Genomic DNA, 22,308 nt, shown 5'->3' on the forward strand with positions numbered 1-22,308 from the left:
AGTGAAACGGCATCCTTCCACTACCCCCTTCTCTTCATTTCTACAGCACGAAAAAAGGTTCCTGTCAATATGACGGGAACCTTTTTCTTATAGTGTGCCTTGCTTCAGTTTCGTGTGCCACTCAGTTAATTCATTCATTGAATCTTCTTCAATCGCACCTTGTTCTTTTGCCACTTCTGCCAACGCTGCGAAATTAGTAAGACTGTGGTATGAAAGATTAGCCTCAGCGAACTTCTCATCTGCTTTTTGAAGCTCGTATGTAAAGATCGAGACGATTCCACTCACTTCTACGTTTTCTGCTAGCAATGCGTTTGCTGCATTCAAGCTACTACCACCTGTTGAGATCAAGTCTTCAATAATCACTGCTTTTGCACCTTGTTCGACTTTACCTTCGATTTGACGGCTCTTACCATGCGCTTTTGCAGAAGAACGGATATAGATCATAGGCAACTTCAGAATATCTGCTACCCATGCTGCATGCGGAATACCCGCTGTTGCTGTACCTGCAATAACTGTTGCATCTGGATAATGAATTCGAATTAACTCAGCTAATCCTTCTGCGATTTCTTTACGACCTACTGGATCCGCCATTGTTAAACGGTTATCACAGTAGATTGGTGATTTAATACCGGAAGCCCATGTAAATGGATCTTTCGGATTTAGTGCAACGGCTCCTACATTTAATAGGATTTGTGCTACTTCTTTTTGTCTTGTCATGAAGTAATCCCCTTCCACAATGTATTGACTTTTTCATAGGCTTCACGTGGATTTTCTGCACCTGTAATCGCACGTCCTACGACAATATGCGTTGAACCTTCTTGCCACGCTTTTGCTGGTGTTGCCACTCGTTTTTGATCGTGAACATCACCTGAAGCTAAGCGGATGCCTGGCGTTACTTTGAAAAAGTCTTTACCGCATACTTCTTCAATGATTTTGGCTTCCTGTACAGAACAAACAACACCGTCCAAATGAGCAGATTTAGCGAGTTTCGCATAATGTTCTACTGACTCGTGAAGAGGTACGTTGATCAATTGTTCTTCCCGTACTTGGCGGTCATCTGTGGAAGTCAGTTGTGTCACTGCGATGAGTGCCGGTCGCTTTTTCCCAGCTGGTGTACCTGTCTCCAAACCCTCGAGTGCAGCTTCCATCATCGTCTTGCCCCCAGCCGCATGGACATTCACCATATCGACTTCTAATGAAGCCAAGACATGCATTGCTGATTTTACTGTATTTGGAATATCATGCAATTTTAGATCTAGGAAGATCGAGTATCCTTCTTCTTTTAGACGAGCAATCATTGCAGGTCCTTCTTTATAATACAATTCCATTCCCACTTTAACATTGACAGATTGATCCAATGTTTTTAGGAATGTGAAAGTTTTTTCTGCTGTATTAAAATCTAACGCGATTATTGGGGAGTTATTCATACGCGATGACTCCTTCCGATCAATTCTGAAATATGGTCAATTTTAAGTTCATCGAGTTTACCAGGTAGTTGCTCGATAATTGTCGGACAGACAAACGGATCAACGAAGTTCGCTGTTCCTACAGCGACAGCACTCGCACCTGCTGACATAAAGTCGATAACGTCTTGCACACATGTAACGCCACCCATTCCAATGATTGGAATATTGACGACTTGACTTACTTCATATACCATTCGGATCGCTACTGGCTTAACGGCTGGACCTGACAAGCCACCAGTCTTGTTCGCAATGACTGGTTTACCTGTTTTTTCATCCAGACGCATACCGATCAATGTATTAATCATCGTGATACCATCTGCACCGCCAGCTTCTACTGCGATGGCCATTGATTTAATATCTGCTACGTTTGGTGATAGCTTAACGTAAACGGGTACAGAAGACACGGCTTTAACTGCTGCTGTTAGTTCTTTCGCAACTGCTGGATCTGTACCAAATGTAATCCCGCCACATTTAACATTTGGGCAAGAAATATTTAATTCTAACGCATGTACATTCGGTGCTTTCGAAATTTCCTTGGCTACTTCAACGTAATCCTCTGTTTCAGAACCTGCTACGTTCGCAATGATTGGAACATCGAATTTTTCAAGCCATGGTAATTCATTTTGCAAAACACCTTGTAATCCTGGATTTTGTAGTCCAATAGCATTCAACATACCAGAAGACGTTTCCGCCACTCGTGGTGTGGGATTGCCGTAACGAGTCTCAAGTGTTGTCGCTTTGATCATAATCGCGCCAAGCTGTGATAAATCGTACAGATTCCCGTACTCTTTCCCGAAACCGAAACAGCCAGAAGCAGGCATAATTGGATTCTTCAGCTGTAATCCTGGCAATGTAATCGCTAATCTATTCATATCTGTACCACCCCTGCCGGAAATACTGGACCGTCTGAGCATACTTTGACATACGCTTTATCCGTTGCATTTTCATTTGTATGGCAGACACAAGCGAAACAAGCTCCGATTCCGCAGCCCATACGTTGTTCAAATGATAAAAATCCTTTTTTATGCACATACGCTTTTTGCACTGCACTGAGCATTGGCATTGGACCACAGCTGTAGAATGTTTCGAATTCATCGGTTAGTTCACTCATGATATTCGTAACGAAACCTGCTGTTCCGTTACTACCGTCTACTGTTGCGATATGTGTATCGCCAAGCGCAGCAAATTCTTCTTCATAAAAGACTACATCATCTGACTGGAACCCAAGTATATGGATACAGTTGACGCCTTTAGCTGTTAATTGCTTAGACAATTCATATAGTGGTGGTACACCAATTCCCCCACCGATCAATACTGCAGTTTGACCCGCTGAAGTTTCCTCGACTGGGAATCCGTTTCCTAAAGGCCCTAATACGTTAACAATATCTCCTTCACGCTTCTGAGACAGCAACTGTGTACCGTGTCCTTCTGTGCGATAAATAATCGTCATTTCATTTTTTTCTTTATTAATATTCGCGATAGAAATCGGACGTCTAAGTAAAGGTTCGAACGAATCCGATACACGGATATGGACAAACTGGCCTGGAGAAGAAATTTCTCCGACCAGCTTTCCAGTAAGTTTCATTTCAAAAATATTCTTGGCAATTTGCTGCTGTGATCCGATGGTCATTAAATCTTGGATGATCATTCAATCACCTGTGGCTTAGGCATTGCGTCTGTCTGGAATGTCATAGATTCGATAACAGAAAGCATTGCATTCGCTGTATCAATAGACGTGAACGCAGGAACACCATTTTCTACTGACTCACGTCGGATTCTGAAACCGTCACGAGCAGGCTGTTTTCCTTTAGTTAGTGTATTGATCACTAACTGCGCTTGGCCTTTTTGGATGACATCGATCAATGTTGTACCTTCCGTTCCAATCTTTCCTACAGTTTTCACTTCTATATTTGCTGATTCCAGTGCTTTCGCTGTACCTTCTGTCGCTAGAATACGATAGCCGATTTCAACAAAACGTTTTGCGATATCGATGATTTCTTCTTTATCTTTATCAGAAACAGTCATTAATACCGAACCATATTCTTTTACTTCCATACCAGCCGCAACTAAGCCTTTATATAAAGCTTTTTCTAACGTGCTGTCTTTACCCATAACTTCACCTGTTGATTTCATTTCAGGCCCTAGTGTAATGTCAACACGACGTAGCTTAGCAAATGAGAAGACAGGTACTTTAACGTAAACGCCTGCTGGTGCATCTGCAAGTCCGTCCACATAGCCTTGCTCAGCAATCGATTTACCTAGAATTGCCTGAGTGGCTACATTCGCCATTGGAATGTTCGTAATTTTACTCAAGAACGGTACGGTACGGCTTGAACGTGGATTCACTTCGATTACATACACTTGTCCTTCTGAAATTACGAACTGAATATTCATCAGACCACGAATTTTCAAGCCTAGAGCTAAACGCTTCGTGTAATCCGTAATCGTTTCTATCATAGACTGGGAAAGATTTTGTGGCGGATAAACTGCAATTGAGTCTCCCGAGTGAACGCCTGCACGCTCGATATGTTCCATGATTCCAGGAATTAATACCGTTTCACCGTCACAGATCGCATCCACTTCAATTTCCGTACCTGTTAAGTAACGGTCAATTAGAACGGGGTGCTCTGGACTAGCTTTTACTGCATTCTCCATATATTGCAACAACTCTTGTTCGTGATAAACGATTTCCATCGCACGACCGCCTAATACGTAAGAAGGACGAACGAGAACCGGGTAACCAATTTCAGTAGCGATTACAACTGCCTCTGGAACAGATAAAGCTGTTTTACCAAGTGGTTGTGGCACACCGATATCGCGAAGTGCACTTTCAAACTTATCGCGGTTTTCTGCACGGTCAATATCTTCAAGTGATGTTCCTAGAATTTTAACGCCCCGTGCTTCTAATTCATCAGCCAAGTTAATTGCTGTTTGACCACCGAATTGAACGATCACGCCTTCGGGTTGCTCTAGGTCGATGATGTGCATAACATCTTCAATCGTTAACGGTTCAAAATATAGCTTGTCAGAGATGGAGAAGTCTGTAGAAACAGTCTCTGGGTTATTATTGATGATAATCGCTTCATAACCAGCTTCTTGGATCGCCCAAACACAGTGTACTGTCGCATAGTCAAACTCTACGCCTTGTCCGATACGGATTGGACCTGAACCTAGAACAACCACACTCTTTTTATCTGTTTTAACAGATTCGTTTTCCTCTTCATACGTACCATAGAAATATGGTGTATCGGATTCATACTCACCTGCACATGTATCTACTTTTTTATAAACTGGAATTAATTCTTGCTCTTTTCTCCAGCTATATATTTCACGTTCAGTTGTGTTCCAAAATTTTGCCATCGTTACATCTGCAAAACCTAGACGCTTCGCTTTATAAGCTACGTCATAATCGTATGGGTTATTTTTCAATAGTTCTTCATAACGCACGATGTTTTCGAACTTGCGTAAGAAGAATAAGTCGATTGCACTCCACTCATGTAGTGTTTCAATCGTCACACCACGACGTAACGCTTCACCGATGAAGAATAAACGCTCATCTCCAGCTTTTCGAATACGCTTTTCGATCCATTCGTCTGTCATTTCCGCTCCACCTGGAAGTGACAAATCGAATTGACCTGTTTCTAGTGATCGAATAGCTTTTTGAATCGACTCTTCAAATGTACGGCCCATTGCCATTACTTCGCCTGTCGCTTTCATTTGTGTTCCTAGATTACGTTTAGCAGATTCGAATTTATCGAATGGCCAGCGTGGAATCTTCGTAACTACATAGTCAAGTGTCGGTTCGAAACATGCATACGTATTGCCCGTTACCGGGTTCATCATTTCGTCAAGCGTTAAACCGACAGCAATTTTCGCAGCTAATTTCGCAATTGGATAGCCAGTAGCTTTTGAAGCTAATGCAGATGAACGACTTACCCGTGGATTTACTTCAATGATATAGTAATCAAAGCTATGTGGATCAAGTGCTAACTGTACATTACAACCACCTTCAATTTTCAACTCACGAATGATACGTAAAGATACATTACGTAGCATTTGGTTTTCACGGTCTGTTAACGTCTGGCATGGCGCTGCAACGATAGAGTCACCTGTGTGAATACCGACAGCATCGACATTTTCCATATTACATACAACAATTGCATTGTCTGCTGAGTCACGCATTACCTCATATTCAATTTCTTTAAAGCCTGCAATAGACTTTTCAAGCAAACATTGTGTAACTGGGCTGTATTTCAAACCACTTGCTACGATTTCTTCCAAGTCTTCATCGTTATGACAGATTCCTCCGCCTGTGCCGCCAAGTGTAAATGCCGGACGTACAATTACTGGATAACCTATTTCTTTAACGAATGCATACGCTTCATCAATATTATGGATAATATCACTTTCAGGAACAGGTTCTCCCATTTCATTCATTAAGTTACGGAATAAATCACGATCCTCTGCTTTATGGATTGCATCTAATTTCGTACCAAGAATTTCGATTTCTAACTCATCCAAAATTCCAGAATTTTGAAGTTCAATCGCCATATTTAAGCCCGTTTGTCCACCTAGTGTAGGTAGAAGAGCGTCAGGACGTTCTTTACGGATAATGCGACTAACGAATTCTAATGTGATTGGTTCAATGTAGACTTTATCTGCAATTTCCGTATCCGTCATAATGGTTGCTGGATTAGAGTTAATCAGAATTACACGGTAACCTTCTTCTTTTAGAGATAGACACGCTTGTGTACCTGCGTAGTCAAATTCTGCGGCTTGTCCGATAACAATCGGGCCTGAGCCGATGACGAGAATGGATTTAATATCTGTACGTTTAGGCATGAATATTCCCCTTTCGGTTGCTTGCAGTCATCAATTGAATAAAACGGTCAAACAAATAGCTTGCATCTTGTGGCCCAGGAGATGCTTCTGGGTGGAACTGTACAGTAAATGCTTCATACTGCACGCTGCGTAAACCTTCAACACAGTTATCATTCAATGCTTTATGTGTTACTTCAAGACCTGTTCCAGCTAATGAATCTTCAAGTACTTCATAGCCATGACTTTGTGAAGTTAGGTCAGTACGATTCGTATTCAAATCTTTGACAGGATAGTTTCCACCGATGTGGCTGTTTTTCATTTTTGCTGTCTTTGCGCCACAAGCGAGTGCAAATAGCTGATGTCCAAGTCCGATACCGAAGATCGGCTTTTTGCCTAGCAATTCTTTAATCGTCTCGACCGCACCTTCTACGTCTTCAGGATTTCCTGGACCGTTTGACAATAGAATGCCGTCTGGGAACAATGCTAGGATTTCTTTTGCTGAAGTATCATGAGGCACTACGATTACATCACAATCTTTTTTATTCAGTTCACGTAAAATGCCGTGTTTGATGCCGTAATCAATAACAACTACGCGCTTTCCTAAACCCGGGCTCGGGTAAGGTCGTTTAGTAGAAACTTTAGCTACCAAGTCAGTTGGCAGTTCATAACCTTGCACTTCTGCAAGTGTTGCTTCGACATCGATATCTTCTCCAGCAGCCGTTAGCTTACCTTTAAGAGCACCTTTATCACGCAATAGACGAGTCAATTTACGCGTATCGATTTCCTGAATACCCGGAATACCTTTTAATGTAAGTAAATCACCTAACGACATACCGCTACGGAAGTTAGAAGGCTCTTCCGTTAACTCTCTAACGACTAAACCATTAATCGCAAGGTCGATGGATTCATAATCGTCACGGTTAATACCATAGTTGCCGATCAATGGATATGTCATGACTACAATTTGTCCACAACCTGAAGGGTTAGAAATAGTTTCCTGATAACCCGTCATGCCTGTTGCAAATACCGCTTCTCCTACTGAAGCACTTTCTGCTCCGAAAGCTTTTCCTTCAAAAATGGATCCGTCTTCTAGTACTAAATATCTTTTTGTCATTATTGACCATCCTTCCAGACGATGTTTCCACCGAAAATTGTCATTACAGGCCATCCAGCGCAATCCCAGCCGTCAAATGGTGTGTTCTTGCCCTTTGATACAAATGTCGTACGATCGATTTTCTGTTCTTTTTCAAGATTAATTAAAACTAAATCTGCTACTGCGCCTACTTCAATTTTACCATATGGTAAGTTGAATACTTCTGCCGGCTTTACTGTCATCCAATCAAGTAATTGCTTTAGTGTCCAGTGTCCTGGTTTAACGAAATTTGTATACAAAAGAGGGAACGCCGTTTCGAACCCTGTAATCCCAAATGGTGCTTTTGCGATACCGACTGCCTTTTCATCTGCCGTATGTGGTGCGTGGTCCGTAGCGATACAATCAAGTGTGCCGTCTAATAATCCTTCACGCAATGCTTCACGATCTTCTTTTGAACGAAGTGGTGGATTCATCTTCCAGTCCGCGTCGTCTCCAGGTACATCGTTTTCTTCTAGCAATAAATGGTGTGGACTCACTTCAGCCGTCACATGAATTCCTGCTTTTTTTGCATCACGAATGGTGCGAACAGATTCTTTTGTACTAACGTGGCATACGTGATAATGCGCACCCGCAGCTTCCGCTAATAAAATATCTCTCGCAATATGTACTGACTCAGCGATTGAAGGAATGCCCGGCAAACCAAGTTCTTTATTACGTGATCCTTCATGCATTGCTCCGCCGTAGATCAACGTATTATCTTCACAATGCGCAACGATTGGCATATTAATAGCCGCTGCATCTTGCATCGCTTCATACATCATGCCCGCTTCTTGCACACCTACACCGTCATCGGTGAACGCGAATGCTCCATGTTCTTTTAGTTCTGCTAAGTTCGTACGCTCTTTCCCAGCTTCTCTAATTGTGATGGATGCATATGGTAACACGCGAATTCTTGAGTTTTCTTCAATCAACTGATTGATCTTTCCTAAGTTTTCTTTCGTATCAGGTACTGGACGAGTATTTGGCATAGAACAAATGGTTGTATAGCCGCCTTTTGCTGCTGCATGTGTTCCAGTAGCTATTGTTTCTTTATGCTCTCCGCCGGGCTCTCTTAAGTGGACGTGTACATCGATGAAGCCTGGGGATAGTAATAAGCCTTTCCCATCTACGATTTCACAGCCAGCTGCCGCCAATTGACTACCGATTTCTGCAATAGTACCTTCAGAAAGTAGTACGTCTGTTTCAATCATCGCGCCCTCTTCGTTTAGCATGTGTACATTTTGAATTAACATTTTCATATTACTTCCGCCCCTTTAATATTATTTCCAAAATAGCGGCTCGAATATAGACGCCATTTTCGACTTGTTTAAAAATACGTGATTGTGGACTTTCGATTAAACAGTCCGCAATTTCCACATCTCGATTTACAGGTGCTGGATGCATGATGATTGCTTCTTTTTTCATTCTAGCTGCACGTTCTACTGTTAACCCATATTGTTCGTGGTACGCGTCTTTCGTATAAGCCATTTCCGTGTTGTGACGCTCATGTTGTACACGGAGAAGCATAACGACATCACTCATTTCAATCACTTCATCCCAGTTGTCCACACTGTCAAACTCTCCTGCCCACTCCGGCGGACAAAGGAATGTAACTTCCGCACCGAGTTTACGTAATGCTTCCGCATTGGAACGCGCTACACGACTGTGTGCAATATCTCCTGCAATAAGGACTTTCAATCCTTCAAAACTACCGAACTCTTCCTGAATCGTGAAGATATCCAACAGCGATTGTGTCGGGTGTTGACCAGAACCGTCTCCCGCGTTGATGATAGCCACATTCGTACGATCGACTAGTTCTTTATAGAAACCGTCAGCTGGATGACGGATGACTAATGCATCTAATCCGATTGCTTCTAACGTCCTAATCGTATCATATAAAGTTTCACCTTTTAAGGTACTTGAAAAACTAGTTTCAAACGGGATAACTTCCGCTCCTACTTTTCTTTCCGCCATTTCAAAACTTGTCTTCGTTCGTGTACTTGGCTCGAAAAACAAGTTGCATACGGTATAAGTTCCCGGAAGTTCACGGAAGCCTAGCCGCTTAAAATTAGCGGCTCGCTCAAGTATGAGCATGATTTCTTCCACAGTTAGATCTTTCATTGAAACTAAATGTTCCATCAGATATTCCCCCTTCACGAAATGCAGGTTCTTACTGCAACTTATCTAGTATTAGCTCTCTTCTTCATCCAACATCGTGGAATCTTTTTTTCCTGGTAGAACTAAATTCAATAGCACACCAACGATCGCTGCCAATGCCATACCGCCCACTTCAAATGTCGGGCTAAATTTAATAGTTGCTCCACCGATTCCAATGACTAAGATAATCGAGGCAATGACTAAGTTCCGTTGATTATCAAAATCAATTTTATGGTCTATCAACATCCGCATTCCGGAAGAAGCGATAATTCCAAATAAAAGAATCGATATGCCGCCCAGTACAGCAGAAGGTATCGTTGCGATAATCGCCATAAATTTTCCTAAGAACGAGAACATAATCGCAAATACTGCAGCACCTAAAATGACATACACACTATACACCCGTGTGATCGCAAGAACTCCAATATTCTCTCCATATGTAGTTTTTGGTGGACCACCAACTAAACCACTGATTAATGTTCCCAGTCCATCTCCAAGCAATGATCTATGGAGACCTGGATTATGGATGTAGTTTCGATCTACGACTTTTCCAAGTACTAACTGATGTCCAATATGTTCTGCAATCGTAACAATCGCAATGGGTACCATAATGATTAACAGAGTTGGTGTCACAACAAACGGATAATCGATACCAGGAATAAGCATCTCCGGAACAGCAAACCATTTCGCTTCCACTACTTTACTGAAATCAAGGATTCCAATAAAGGCTGAATATGTGTAACCAACAATAATTCCGATCAATACTGGCATTAAGCTAATAATTCCTTTAAAGAACATTAAACAAAATACTGCAGCTCCTAACGTCACCAATGCAGCTGAAAAGTGTAAGCCGCTGTAGACTGTTTCATTTCCTACAGTAATCGTACTAGCCATGCTAATTGCTGTTGGTGCAATTGCTAATCCGATGACCATAATGACTGGCCCTACAACAATTGGTGGTAAAATTTTCATAACCCAGTGAAAGCCTGTTTTATAAATTAGAAGCGAAATAATCGCATAGACTAAAGCGACAAACATACTTCCAATCATCGCACTGCCGATACCGCCTGTTTGAGTGGCCATCTGTATCGGGATGATAAAGGCGAAAGACGATCCTAAATACGCTGGCACTTGAAACTTCGTGACGATTATAAATACGATCGTTGCGATTCCACTCGTCAATAATGCGATGGCCGGACTTAACCCAACAAGTTGTGGCACTAAAATAGTTGCACCGAACATCGCGAACATATGCTGGAGACTTAGCGCTAACCAACGGACTGGTTGCGGTTTTTCATGTACATCTAATACTTTTTGACTCATCTGTCGTTTCCTCCGAGCTACTTATAGTGTGCGTGTATGGATTGTCACGCCATCTGTTCCATCTGTTTCGACCATACTGACAACGACTCGCTCTTCACTTGACGTTGGAATGTTTTTACCTACGAAATCTGGGCGAATCGGTAATTCACGATGCCCTCTATCCACCAGAACCGCGAGTTGAATCGATGATGGTCTTCCAAGATCCATTACCGCGTCTAAAGCCGCACGAACCGTTCTTCCTGTATACAGTACATCATCCACTAAAATCACTTTTTGATTGGCGACATCATGTGCGATGTCGACTTGCTGTACTAATGCTTCCTCTAGATTATTCTTTACTTGCAGATCGTCACGATACAGCGTGATATCTAGTTCACCCGTTTTAATAGGCTTTCCTTCAATTATTTCAATCCTCTCAGCTAAGCGTTTTGCTAAAATAGCACCTCTTGTTTTGATGCCTACCAATATACAATCATCAATGCCCCTATTTTTCTCAATAATTTCATGGGCTATACGTGTAACAGCCCTCGTGATGGCTTGATCATCTAGTATCGCTGCTTTCTCAGCCATATTCATGGTTCCCCTTTCAATTCTTATAGTTAGTCAAAAAAGCCCACCAGTCAGAGTTGACTGGTGGGCAGACGTGCAGAAAAAAGCATACATTGATCCTAACCGCAGTAAGGCATCATGTAATTCCGTGCAACCTTCCCAGCCTCACAGGACTGACTTTAAAGGTATCGCTATTCAATTACTTACACGAGTATACTGCTAGCAACTACTGTTTGTCAACGCTTATTGTCGACGCAAGTCATTTAGCAATTGTTTATAATTTTCAGGTAACGAAGCTATAAATTCCATATATTCATCTGACACTGGGTGTTGGAAACCAACTGTTCCTGCATGCAGTACTTGACCGCCAAAGTCAATCGTTTTTCTAGGTCCATATTTCGGATCTCCAACTAACGGGTAACTAATATACTTCATATGAACACGGATTTGGTGCGTTCTTCCCGTTTCTAATCTACATTCTACTAATGTATACTCTCCAAAACGTTCGAGTACTTTGAAATGAGTAACTGCATGTTTCCCGTCATCTACAACAGCCATTTTCTGGCGGTCACGCTTATCTCTACCGATTGGTGCATCAATCGTTCCATTGTCATGCGGTATATGACCGTGAACGAGCGCCGTATAAACACGTGTTACTGACTTTTCCACTAGTTGATTCACTAACGATACATGCGCTTTATCATTTTTAGCTACCATCAATAAACCTGAAGTATCTTTATCGATTCGGTGTACGATACCCGGTCTCATGACGCCATTAATACCTGACAGATCTTTTACTTGATACATTAATCCATTAACGAGCGTTCCATTTAGATGACCAGGTGAAGGGTGAACGACCATTCCAACCGGTTTGTTGACGACCAGTACATCTGCATCTTCATAAACAATTTCTAAATTAAGATTTTCTGCGACAATGTCGTATGCTTCAGGTTCTGGCTCCATTACCGAGATTATATCGCCTAGCTTCACCTTAACATTTGGTTTGACGGAACTTTTGTTTACTTGAATATGTTCATCTTTCACCCATTGCTGGATTTGCGTACGAGACCAATCTGGTTGTAACGTAGCGAGTGCTTTGTCGATTCTGTTACCTGCTAGTTCTTCTGTAATTTCAAATTCAATTCTTTCCATTATGACACCTTTTTCTTTTTCTTTTTCTCATCGAGTACTACATGCAATAAGATGAGTATGACGGCAATTGTCAGTGCGGCATCTGCAATGTTAAATATCGGAAAATCATAGCGGATTATTGGAATTAGAACACTGATGAAATCTACAACTTCCCCTTTCAATAAACGATCGATAAAGTTACCAATCGCTCCGCCAAGCAATAACATTAAACTGATACCTAGTAATCGGTCTTTTTTTCCTTCTGTATGAAAAAAGTAAAGTATAGCAGCAACTACTACAACGGTTACGATATAGAAAAGCCACATCTTCCCTTCGAGCATTCCCCATGCAGCCCCGCGGTTACGGTGCGATAGCAAGCTTACATAAGGATCCATTATTGAAATATGTTCACCTAGTTCCATGTTTTTCACTACTAGCCACTTTGTTAGCTGATCTAGTCCAATGATCAGCGCGGCAATTGCATAATAAGCGATCACTACGTGTACCTCCGTCCAGCGATTTTCTACTTAAGTTTACCACAAATCGTAAGTAGTATTACATTTAACAACGCTACGTAAATGTAAAAACCATCATCATCCACGAATGAATGATGATGGTTGTGACATCAAAATTGCTTACGCATAGTGTTCTTTCACAACAGTTGCGCATCGTGTACAAAGTGCAGGATGCGATCCATCTTCTCCTACAGTTGTGGAGATCGTCCAGCAACGTTCACACTTTTCGCCTTTAGCTGATTCAACTAACACAGTTGCACAATCCAATTTCAGCGCGTTTGGAAGTTCTGCATTTTTACTTTCTTCAAACGCTGATACGATGAAGAATTGCGCAAAATCGATATCAGATGCTTCTAGAATTCCTTGTTGGTCTTCAGGCAAGACAATCGTTACTTTTGCTTCCAAAGATTTACCGATAACTTTTGCATTTCGTGCTTCTTCTAACGCTTTCAAGACATCATTGCGAATATCCATCAAATGATCAAAGCGTTCGCGAAGCTTTTCTGCCGCTTCACCTTTTTGATCTGCTTCTGGCATATCTGTTAATTGGACGCTATCTGCTTCCTTGACTTGTAAACATTCCCACATTTCATCTGCAGTATGTGGCAGAATTGGTGTCGTTAATTTTACTAATGTGATTAATGTATCGTACATAACAGACTGCATCGCACGACGATGCGGATGATTAACACCTTCGATATACACTACGTCTTTCGCGATATCCAAGTAGAACGAACTGAGTACACCTGTACAGAAGTTATTCACCGCATGGTAGACAGTGGCGAATTCATAATTGTCATACGCTTGACGCACTTCTTCAATCAAATCTTGTAGCTTCACATAGACATACTGGTCAACCGGACGCATGTCTTCAAACGCTACACGGTTTATTGAAGGATCAAAGTCCGCCACGTTACCATGTAAGAAACGAAGCGTATTACGAATCTTACGGTATACTTCAGAAACCTGCTTGAAGTTTGAGTCAGATACACGAACGTCCGCTGTATAATCTACCGATGATACCCATAGACGCACAATATCTGCACCTAATTGATTGATTACTTTTGAAGGCACAATGACATTACCAAGTGATTTACTCATTTTACGGCCATTTTTATCTAATGTGAAACCATGACTTAGAATTCCTTTATATGGTGCAATTCCATTAATCGCAACACTTGTTGTTAACGAAGAGTTGAACCAGCCACGATATTGGTCAGAGCCTTCTAGGTAGAGGTCCGCTGGATAGACAAGATCATCACGCTCATCTAACACACCTTGATGTGTTGTACCAGAGTCAAACCAAACATCCATAATATCCGTTTCTTTCGTGAACTCACCATTCGGGCTGCCTTCATGTGTGAATCCTTCAGGCAATAATTCTTTGGCTGATCGTTCGAACCAAATATTCGAGCCGTTCTCACGGAATAGTTCTGCTACGTGACTGATTGTTTCATCTGTCAATATTGCTTCTCCGTTTTCCGCATAAAATACCGGAATTGGAACTCCCCATACACGTTGACGAGAAATACACCAATCACCACGGTCACGAACCATATTGAACAAGCGTGTTTCACCCCATGATGGTGTGAACTCCGTCTTACGGATAGCTTCTAATAGATCACTTCTGAATAGTTCAATCGAAGCAAACCATTGAGCCGTTGCACGGTAAATTACCGGCTTTTTCGTACGCCAGTCATGCGGATACGAGTGTGTAAAGAAGCTGAGCTTTTTAAGTGCACCCACTTCATCCAACTTTTCAGTGACTGCTTTGTTTGCATCTTCATAGAACATACCAGTAAAGTAAGGAGCTTCTTCTGTCATCACACCACGGTCATTAATTGGTGATAGTGCATCGATACCATATGTCTTACTTACGTAGAAGTCGTCTTCCCCGTGTCCAGGTGCTGTGTGAACACAGCCAGTACCTGCGTCGGCTGTAACGTGCTCTCCAAGCATAACAAGTGAATCGCGATCATAGAATGGGTGTTGTGCGACGACACGGTCTAGATCAGCTCCAAGCACTTCTTGTTCGACCATATATTCTTCCCACTCTAGCTCTTTTGCTAAAAACTCTACTAAGTCTTTTGCCACTAGTAATTTTTCACCTTTAGCGTTTACTACTACATACGTAAATTCCGGATGCACAGAGATTCCAAGGTTCGCCGGAATTGTCCAAGGCGTTGTCGTCCAAATAAGAATTTTCACATCTGTAGCTAGTACACCTTTACCATCACGAATCGGGAAACTAACATAAATCGATGGAGATTTCTTATCATGATACTCGATTTCTGCTTCTGCGAGGGCAGATTCACTAGACGGAGACCAATATACTGGTTTTAATCCTTTATAGATATAGCCTTTTTTTGCCATCTCACCAAATACTTGAATTTGGCGGGATTCAAATGCGGGCTTTAATGTAATATATGGATTATCCCAATCACCACGTACACCTAAACGTCTGAACTGTGTGCGCTGATTATCGATTTGTTGAAGCGCATATTCTTCACACTTTTCACGAAACTCCGCCAAGCTCATTTTCTTACGATCGACACCTTTATTAACAAGTGCTTGCTCAATTGGTAAACCGTGCGTATCCCAGCCCGGAACATACGGTGCATGGAATCCTGACATTGATTTGTAACGAACGATAAAGTCTTTTAATACTTTATTGAGCGCGTGTCCCATATGCAAGTCACCGTTGGCATATGGTGGTCCGTCATGAAGTACGAAAAATGGTCTTCCTTTCGTACGTTCCTGAACTTGCTGATAAATATTTTTCTCGTTCCATTTTTCTTGTATTTTAGGTTCGTTATTCGGTAGATTCCCTCGCATAGGAAAATCTGTTTTCGGCATTAGCAGTGTATCTTTATATTCCATTTCAATTCCTCCTCAAAATAGTTGCTTGAAACATTGTAGGGTTTTCTAAAAAAACAAAAAAATCCCCATCCCAAAAAGGGACGAGGACTATTCTCGCGGTACCACCCTACTTGCAATCATCCTAGACAATTGCCGCTTAGCCACTGATAACGGCAGTGTAACCGGGAGAATGTACATATCCATAATCCAGCTCAAGAGTGATTTTCGTCTCTAATTCACCACCAGGCTTCCACCACCCCTAGCTCGCTATAGGCAAAGTCAGAAAGTACTCTCTCTTTCAACGCTTATTTATTAAGTATTGTAAGTATAAAAATCTCGCTTGTACTTGTCAAGCTTCTTTCATTTCTTTCACTGTATTCGTTTCTTCTATTTCTTTCAAGTCGTCTAAAGAAACTAAAGGCGCGTCCAATTCTTTCTCGGCAACCTTTTCAACGCTTGATGTATCTAGTTCATATTTCAACAGGTCATCCCAATCTTCCGTGTTGATCATATCGAGTTGTGCTTCAACCATCATTTTAAAGCGACTTTTGAAAATTTTAGATTGCTTTTTCAAGACTTCAACTTCTAGCGCAATTTTTCTCGCTTGAGCTAGAGCATCATTAACGAGCCTGTCTGCATTCTTTTCTGATTCTTTAACGATTAATTTCGATTCCTGAATTGCATTTTTCCGCACATCTTCAGCCGCACTTTGCGCAATTAGAATAGATTGTTGCATCGTTTCCTCGATTGTTTTAAAGTGTGCAATTTTCGAATCCTTATCCGCAATGACATTTTCTAATTCTTCATTCTTCTTTATAACATTCTCAAAGTCTTTCATAAGTTGTTGTAAGAATTCATTGACCTCGTTTTCATCATAACCACGAAATTTCGTGGTGAACGTTTTGTTATGTATATCCGTAGGGGTTAAAGCCATAAAATGCTTTCTCCTTTCAGTCTAATCCATCTCAGGAAGATCATTATTGTCTATACTACTTGATTAAACACTACTTCTGGGATTTTATCAAGGTTTTCCCTGTCAGACTAACGCACCAATCATCACGCGAATTTTGTCTTTTTTTGTGCGTCCTTCAATACTCAAAATTTTATACCGTCCGAAACCTCTGATTGATAGCACATCCGCCACTTCCACTTCAAATGCTTGCTGATCTATCATCGCCCAGTTCACTTTCACTTTCTCACCTTTTATAAGAGATGAAGCTTTCGCTCGTGAACTATTCGTTAATGATGCAACAACCGCATCAATCCGAAGTGAACTAATAATATGCATTTCTTCTGTCCATTCTTCTTCAATCACTATGACGTCCTTCACATCTAGCACCGGCTGGACGGAAACCTTCACTTTACCCACTTGCGTGAAGTTCACATGGATATATTCGGATACTTCCGTCGAAACCGCAAATTGCACTGCTACTTCACTTAGACGAATATCACCAAAGCGCGAACGGTCGATTCCGACTGCCATCAAAGAACCAAGTAGTTGCGAATGTTTCATCGTGACAAATTTCTGCGGGTATTGAACTTGATACAAGCTAATTTGAAATTCATCTGTTGTAGGCGTGTAGTAGTCTGGATAAATTAAGACACGCTGACGCTCTGGATCCGAAAACCCTCCTGCTGCCGTCATCATTAAGTCTGAATTTCTAATGATGGACTCCGTAATAAATCGCTGACGCGGATCCAAAAACTCTGTCAATTTAGGCGCATACGTATCCTCTACTTCTTTCACCCAACTATTCACTTTTTCTATAAATGGTCGTTCTTCTTTACGAAAATGCTGGAAAATCGATTCCATTATACATATTCTCCTTATACAAAAAAATCCCCACCCTTGTGAGGATTTCCGTTTTCAGTTGAAAGCATACTTGTTTTACAATAGTCCTCTTATCATGAAATAAAGCTGGACGATTCCACGATTGATTAATTGCAAAGCAAACAATGCTGCGATTGGGGAAATATCAATCATTCCTAGAGGCGGAATAAACTTTCGGAAAAATCCTAAATAAGGTTCAGTAACCTTCGCCAGAAACTGTCCGAATTTTGTTTCTTTAGTGGACGGTACCCAAGACATCAAAATATATATAATCAAAAGAAAGGAATATAGTTGAACCGCATTCCTAATAAATAAAACGATATTAAATAATATTGCATCCATAATAGCATGTACACCTCATTCAAAATTGTCCGACTTCTACTTATGTAGAAGTTTCAGGTAGACGAAACCTTTTTTTATTCGGGTTGATATTCTGTAATCGACCCTGCCACTTCTACGTTTTCTGGTGCACAAATAAATATATCAGTGCCCACTCGTTGAATGTCACCACCGAGCGCATAGACGGTACCACTTAAGAAGTCGATAATACGAAATCCTTGATCCCGTTCAATCCTTTGTAAGTTCACCACAACAGAACGTTTGTTTTTTAAATGCTCTGCAATTTCCTGTGCTTCCGCATAAGAATGTGGTTCTACTAAAATCACTTTAGATGACTTTTGTATACTTTGCAAACTGATTATCGGTGTAGCTGGTTGTGGTTTGAAATTAGGATTAGGAGTGCCTGCGTGTTTTTTGCCATTCGCTCTCTTTACTTCTTTGCGAGCTGGTGGCTGACTGACTCGTTTCTGTTTTACTGGCGGCTCTTTAACAACTTCATCGTCTTCCACCCAAAACATTTTTTCAAATCGTTTTTTGAGGCTCATTCAGTTTCCTCTCTTTCTGTTCCGGCTAATGCGGTTCCGATGCGTATATGCGTCGCACCTTCTTCAATTGCAATCTCGAAATCATTTGACATCCCCATTGATAATTGCGTACAAGGTGCATAAGACAGGTTTTTAGCTGAGATTTGATCGCGTACTTCTCGCAATGAACGGAAAACATGTCGTATTATCGATTCATCTTCCGTATTTGGCGCCATTGTCATCAAACCGACGACATGAACATTTTCATAAGCTGCTAATTGTTCAAAGAACGCGTCCGCTTCTTGCGGTGTAATTCCAGACTTTGATTCTTCACCTGATACATTGACTTGTACAAAGCAATCTAACGGCTTCGCAGCACGTTTATTTACTTCTTTCGCAAGGCTCAGACGATCTAAAGAATGGAGACAATCGATGCGTCCAATTAGTTCTTTTACTTTACGAGTTTGCAAGTTCCCGATAAAATGCCAGTTTGCTGTATCTTTAATTACATCTTGCTTTTCAAGTAAACCTTCCAAGCGATTTTCACCTAAATCTTTGACACCTATATCGAGTAATGCTTGTGCTCTAGCTGCTGATACTTGTTTCGTTACCGCAATCAACGCGACTTCTTCAGAACTGCGATGAACTTTTTCGCAAGCATCTTTAATTTGTTGTTGTATAGTGGCTAACCGTTGTTCAAGTTGATTCACAATATCACTACTTTTCATTTACTTTGCTTCATTGTAACAAGCAAAGCACTAGATATCAACGATAAGTCATTCATTTGACTGTTTATTCTGGATGAGTATGATATCTTTACCAATAGTCATAACATCTTGATAACCGACCTTTCGTACACCTTTTGATTTGCTTTCTGAGAAAAAAGACCGTTCGATTTCACCAATATGAAGTTTTTCAATTCTTCCTTTGTCGATGTCGATCGTCGCATCCTGGACGAACCCAAGGAAGGATCCTTTTTTCAATTCAATCACTTCTTTTTTCTGTAAGCTGGAAAAACGCATAGTTTCCCCTCCTTCTTTCATACTATGCAGAGGGTGTTTTATTGAGAACGCAAAAAAAGCTACCACGAACACGGTTTTGTGTAGTGGTAGCTTACAATACACCTAATTATTCTTTTGCTCGATTCCTAAACGAATTTTTTCCATAGCATGTTTTTCGATTCTGGAAATTTGGGCTTGGGATATACCTAGTTCTTTGGCGATTTCCGTTTGAGTCTGCCCTAGATAAAATCGTTTAGAGACGATCAGTTGCTGACGTTCATTTAATTCTTCCACACTTTCTTTGATGGATACGTAGTTCATCCAGCGGTCTTCAGAGACACGTTGATCGTGTAGTTGGTCCATCATGTAGATTGGGTCTCCTCCATCGCTATTCATCGGTTCATGAAGCGACATAGGGTCTTGTATCGCATCCAGTGCAAAAAGAATATCTTCCTCTGGGATGCCAGTCAGTTTTTCTAAGTCCGAGATGCGCGGCTCGCGTTGATGTTCATTGACATATTGTTCTTTAGCTCGGATTGCTTTATAAGCGATATCACGTAATGACCTGGATACACGAACAGCATGATGATCTCGCAGGTGGCGTTTGATTTCTCCGATAATCATCGGTACAGCATAGGTGGAAAATCGAACATTATGTTTCAAATCAAAATTGTCTATAGCTTTCAACAAACCTATGCAACCTACTTGGAATAAATCGTCAGCTTGTTCACCACGATAGTTAAAACGCTGAACTAAACTTAGTACAAGACGCAAATTCGCAAACACCAATTCATCTCTGGCAAATTCGTCGCCGCTTTGCAAACGGATGAAAGTTTCCTTCATCACTTCGCTCGTCAATAATGGCAGCTCGGACGTATTGACTCCACAAATTTCTACTCTGGAACGTACCATTGGCTTTTCCTCCGCATTCTATAGGTGAGTGTAAACGTAGTTTGTCCTCAACTCTTTAGAATATGCGGTTTCATAAATCGCCAATTTCTGCCGCTAAATAAATTTATGAAATTGGTTGGTTCAATCGATCACGGAGATCTGAGATTATTTTCTTTTCTAATCTGGATATATACGACTGTGAAATACCTAGCAGATCCGCTACTTCTTTCTGCGTCATTTCAACCGTTCCCATCAAACCAAAGCGTTGCTCCATAATGTAGCGCTCTCTTTCATCCAATCCCGAAATGGCATCAATCATATATTGTCTTTCTAATTTCTTTTCTACATCATCTGTAATAATATCTTCATCTGTCCCTAAAATATCAGATAGAAGCAACTCATTACCATCTGCATCTGAGTTCAATGGTTCGTCAAATGAAATCTCGGAACGCATACGGCTAGTTTTACGTAAATGCATCAGAATTTCGTTTTCAATACAACGTGAAGCGTACGTAGCTAGCTTAATATTCTTATCCGCTTTAAACGTTTCTATCGCTTTGATTAATCCAATTGTACCGATGCTGATTAAATCCTCGATATTCGTATTCGTATTGTCAAAGCGTCTAGCGATGTAAACAACTAACCGTAAATTCTTTTCAATTAGTGTGTCGCGAGCATCGGGATCACCATTCATTAACGCTTGAATCGTGATCGCTTCTTGTTCTTTATCCAGAGGTCTTGGAAGAGATTCATGTCCACCAATATAAAATGTCCCGTTTTTTCTTCTGAAGAAACTCGCTAAATAAGAAACCCATTTTTTCATTTCAGTTAACATGTAGCCGTTCTCCTCTCTTCTTTCATGACTTCCATTGCACTCACTTGCAAAATAGCCGAAGCACCTTGCGGATAATTATGCTGTTCTTTCGTCAAGACGATATATCCAACAGGTAACGACTGTTCGTCAACCAACCAACTTTCAAACTTTATTCCAACAGCCCATGACGCACCTTGCACGGTTTGCAATCGAATGAGGCGCAAATCTTTTTGATACGGTGTAGGAAATTGCGATAAATTAGGCGAATTTCCTGATTTCCAATTTTCTAAAGCTGCTACAAAATCGCTCGGTAACTGCTCTTTCACTGCTTCTAATCCAACGAAATGAACCGCAGCACCAGACAGTGGTTCTACACAGTGATTACCCGTATCAATAAATACCTTTATCGGGATTGATCGTCCCCAAATCTTCACCACAGATTCCAATGTGTAACTGATTAACTTCGACATTGTACGCGTATCCAACCATTTCACCTTTACTACGTAAAGCGAGAGATAGGTGAGACCAATAGCGAATAATAAAAATACGTTACTTTTGACAATTGATACATTTGTGTAAACAAGCGTTAGCATTCCTCCTGCAAAAAAGGAGGCTATTAACACAGCCAGAATAGAGCTTTTCCAATTCGCGATTGTTTGTCCAAAGGCTATATACGTCATTCCTAAAAAAGTAAAGATGATGGCTAGCATCGAGTATGGGAACAACGTAACAAAGAAGGCTCCGATAAATGAAGCGCCCCACAACCTCCTTCTGCTCGATTGATGATTTCCTACTTTATTAGTGAATGACAGGATGGCGTAATTAAAGAGCATATTGATTCCTATCATCAGTTCTCCATACATATGCCGGCCTCCTTACGAACAGATTATCACGGCTGTCCTGAAAAACCTGTCAACCTTTGCACGGTTTAACGCAATACCTTCGACAAAGTTTG

The 22,308-nt window shown here is 41.1% G+C and carries 22 protein-coding genes and 1 other annotated feature; all 22 genes read right to left on the reverse strand.

The window, feature by feature from the left end:
- Positions 1–87 precede the first annotated feature (87 nt).
- Entirely contained in the window at positions 88–717 is a 630-nt protein-coding gene (pyrE, locus tag CSV79_RS00995; RefSeq protein ID WP_099687164.1) for an orotate phosphoribosyltransferase, read from the reverse strand.
- Positions 714–1,427: an orotidine-5'-phosphate decarboxylase gene (gene pyrF / locus CSV79_RS01000; protein WP_099687165.1), complete on the reverse strand. Its 714-nt coding sequence runs from the start codon at positions 1,425–1,427 to the stop codon at positions 714–716. Before pyrF ends, pyrE begins: the two co-directional genes overlap by 4 nt.
- Positions 1,424–2,338 carry a dihydroorotate dehydrogenase gene (locus tag CSV79_RS01005; RefSeq protein WP_099687166.1) on the reverse strand — a complete coding sequence of 305 codons (915 nt, stop codon included), beginning with the start codon at positions 2,336–2,338 and terminating at the stop codon, positions 1,424–1,426. The genes pyrF and CSV79_RS01005 overlap by 4 nt, the downstream gene beginning before the upstream one ends.
- Complete coding sequence (locus CSV79_RS01010) at positions 2,335–3,114, reverse strand: dihydroorotate dehydrogenase electron transfer subunit (protein ID WP_099687167.1); 780 nt, start codon at positions 3,112–3,114, stop codon at positions 2,335–2,337. Before CSV79_RS01010 ends, CSV79_RS01005 begins: the two co-directional genes overlap by 4 nt.
- Positions 3,111–6,308, reverse strand: a complete 3,198-nt coding sequence (gene carB, locus CSV79_RS01015; RefSeq protein ID WP_099687168.1) for a carbamoyl-phosphate synthase large subunit — start codon at positions 6,306–6,308, stop codon at positions 3,111–3,113. Before carB ends, CSV79_RS01010 begins: the two co-directional genes overlap by 4 nt.
- Positions 6,301–7,401, reverse strand: coding sequence for a carbamoyl phosphate synthase small subunit (locus tag CSV79_RS01020; protein WP_099687169.1), 1,101 nt, complete (start codon positions 7,399–7,401; stop codon positions 6,301–6,303). Before CSV79_RS01020 ends, carB begins: the two co-directional genes overlap by 8 nt.
- Positions 7,401–8,678, reverse strand: a complete 1,278-nt coding sequence (locus CSV79_RS01025) for a dihydroorotase (RefSeq protein WP_099687170.1) — start codon at positions 8,676–8,678, stop codon at positions 7,401–7,403. The genes CSV79_RS01020 and CSV79_RS01025 overlap by 1 nt, the downstream gene beginning before the upstream one ends.
- A 1-nt stretch (position 8,679) precedes the next feature.
- Complete coding sequence (locus tag CSV79_RS01030) at positions 8,680–9,558, reverse strand: aspartate carbamoyltransferase catalytic subunit (protein ID WP_099687171.1); 879 nt, start codon at positions 9,556–9,558, stop codon at positions 8,680–8,682.
- Positions 9,559–9,609: 51 nt separating this feature from the next.
- Positions 9,610–10,899: a uracil-xanthine permease family protein gene (locus CSV79_RS01035; protein WP_099687172.1), complete on the reverse strand. Its 1,290-nt coding sequence runs from the start codon at positions 10,897–10,899 to the stop codon at positions 9,610–9,612.
- A 21-nt stretch (positions 10,900–10,920) separates the two neighbouring features.
- The gene (gene pyrR / locus CSV79_RS01040) at positions 10,921–11,469 is read right to left on the reverse strand and encodes a bifunctional pyr operon transcriptional regulator/uracil phosphoribosyltransferase PyrR (protein WP_099687173.1); all 549 of its coding nucleotides are present in this window, start codon (positions 11,467–11,469) and stop codon (positions 10,921–10,923) included.
- 222 nt (positions 11,470–11,691) lie between these two features.
- Complete coding sequence (locus CSV79_RS01045; protein ID WP_099687174.1) at positions 11,692–12,600, reverse strand: RluA family pseudouridine synthase; 909 nt, start codon at positions 12,598–12,600, stop codon at positions 11,692–11,694.
- On the reverse strand, positions 12,600–13,076 hold the full coding sequence (gene lspA, locus CSV79_RS01050; protein ID WP_099687175.1) for a signal peptidase II: 477 nt from the start codon (positions 13,074–13,076) through the stop codon (positions 12,600–12,602). Before lspA ends, CSV79_RS01045 begins: the two co-directional genes overlap by 1 nt.
- Positions 13,077–13,214: 138 nt before the next feature.
- Positions 13,215–15,974, reverse strand: coding sequence for an isoleucine--tRNA ligase (ileS, locus tag CSV79_RS01055; RefSeq protein ID WP_099687176.1), 2,760 nt, complete (start codon positions 15,972–15,974; stop codon positions 13,215–13,217).
- 73 nt (positions 15,975–16,047) lie between these two features.
- Positions 16,048–16,264: a binding site (T-box leader), on the reverse strand.
- 38 nt (positions 16,265–16,302) lie between these two features.
- Complete coding sequence (locus tag CSV79_RS01060; RefSeq protein ID WP_099687177.1) at positions 16,303–16,887, reverse strand: DivIVA domain-containing protein; 585 nt, start codon at positions 16,885–16,887, stop codon at positions 16,303–16,305.
- Positions 16,888–16,989: 102 nt separating this feature from the next.
- Positions 16,990–17,766 carry a YlmH family RNA-binding protein gene (locus CSV79_RS01065; protein WP_099687178.1) on the reverse strand — a complete coding sequence of 259 codons (777 nt, stop codon included), beginning with the start codon at positions 17,764–17,766 and terminating at the stop codon, positions 16,990–16,992.
- Positions 17,767–17,841: 75 nt separating this feature from the next.
- Positions 17,842–18,126: a YggT family protein gene (locus CSV79_RS01070; protein WP_199171846.1), complete on the reverse strand. Its 285-nt coding sequence runs from the start codon at positions 18,124–18,126 to the stop codon at positions 17,842–17,844.
- A gap of 74 nt (positions 18,127–18,200) precedes the next feature.
- The gene (locus tag CSV79_RS01075) at positions 18,201–18,668 is read right to left on the reverse strand and encodes a cell division protein SepF (protein ID WP_099687179.1); all 468 of its coding nucleotides are present in this window, start codon (positions 18,666–18,668) and stop codon (positions 18,201–18,203) included.
- Positions 18,665–19,375 carry a YggS family pyridoxal phosphate-dependent enzyme gene (locus tag CSV79_RS01080; RefSeq protein ID WP_099687180.1) on the reverse strand — a complete coding sequence of 237 codons (711 nt, stop codon included), beginning with the start codon at positions 19,373–19,375 and terminating at the stop codon, positions 18,665–18,667. Before CSV79_RS01080 ends, CSV79_RS01075 begins: the two co-directional genes overlap by 4 nt.
- Positions 19,376–19,423: 48 nt before the next feature.
- Positions 19,424–19,669, reverse strand: coding sequence for a PRC-barrel domain-containing protein (locus tag CSV79_RS01085; RefSeq protein ID WP_158232437.1), 246 nt, complete (start codon positions 19,667–19,669; stop codon positions 19,424–19,426).
- Between the two features lie 102 nt (positions 19,670–19,771).
- Positions 19,772–20,560 carry an RNA polymerase sporulation sigma factor SigG gene (gene sigG, locus CSV79_RS01090; protein ID WP_099687182.1) on the reverse strand — a complete coding sequence of 263 codons (789 nt, stop codon included), beginning with the start codon at positions 20,558–20,560 and terminating at the stop codon, positions 19,772–19,774.
- 103 nt (positions 20,561–20,663) lie between these two features.
- On the reverse strand, positions 20,664–21,374 hold the full coding sequence (gene sigE, locus CSV79_RS01095) for an RNA polymerase sporulation sigma factor SigE (protein WP_099687183.1): 711 nt from the start codon (positions 21,372–21,374) through the stop codon (positions 20,664–20,666).
- Positions 21,368–22,216 (reverse strand): sigma-E processing peptidase SpoIIGA, encoded by an 849-nt coding sequence (locus CSV79_RS01100; protein ID WP_099687184.1) that lies wholly within the window; start codon positions 22,214–22,216, stop codon positions 21,368–21,370. The genes sigE and CSV79_RS01100 overlap by 7 nt, the downstream gene beginning before the upstream one ends.
- Positions 22,217–22,308: the final 92 nt, after the last annotated feature.

The sequence above is a fragment of the Sporosarcina sp. P13 genome, assembly GCF_002743055.1.
Lineage (GTDB): Bacteria > Bacillota > Bacilli > Bacillales_A > Planococcaceae > Sporosarcina.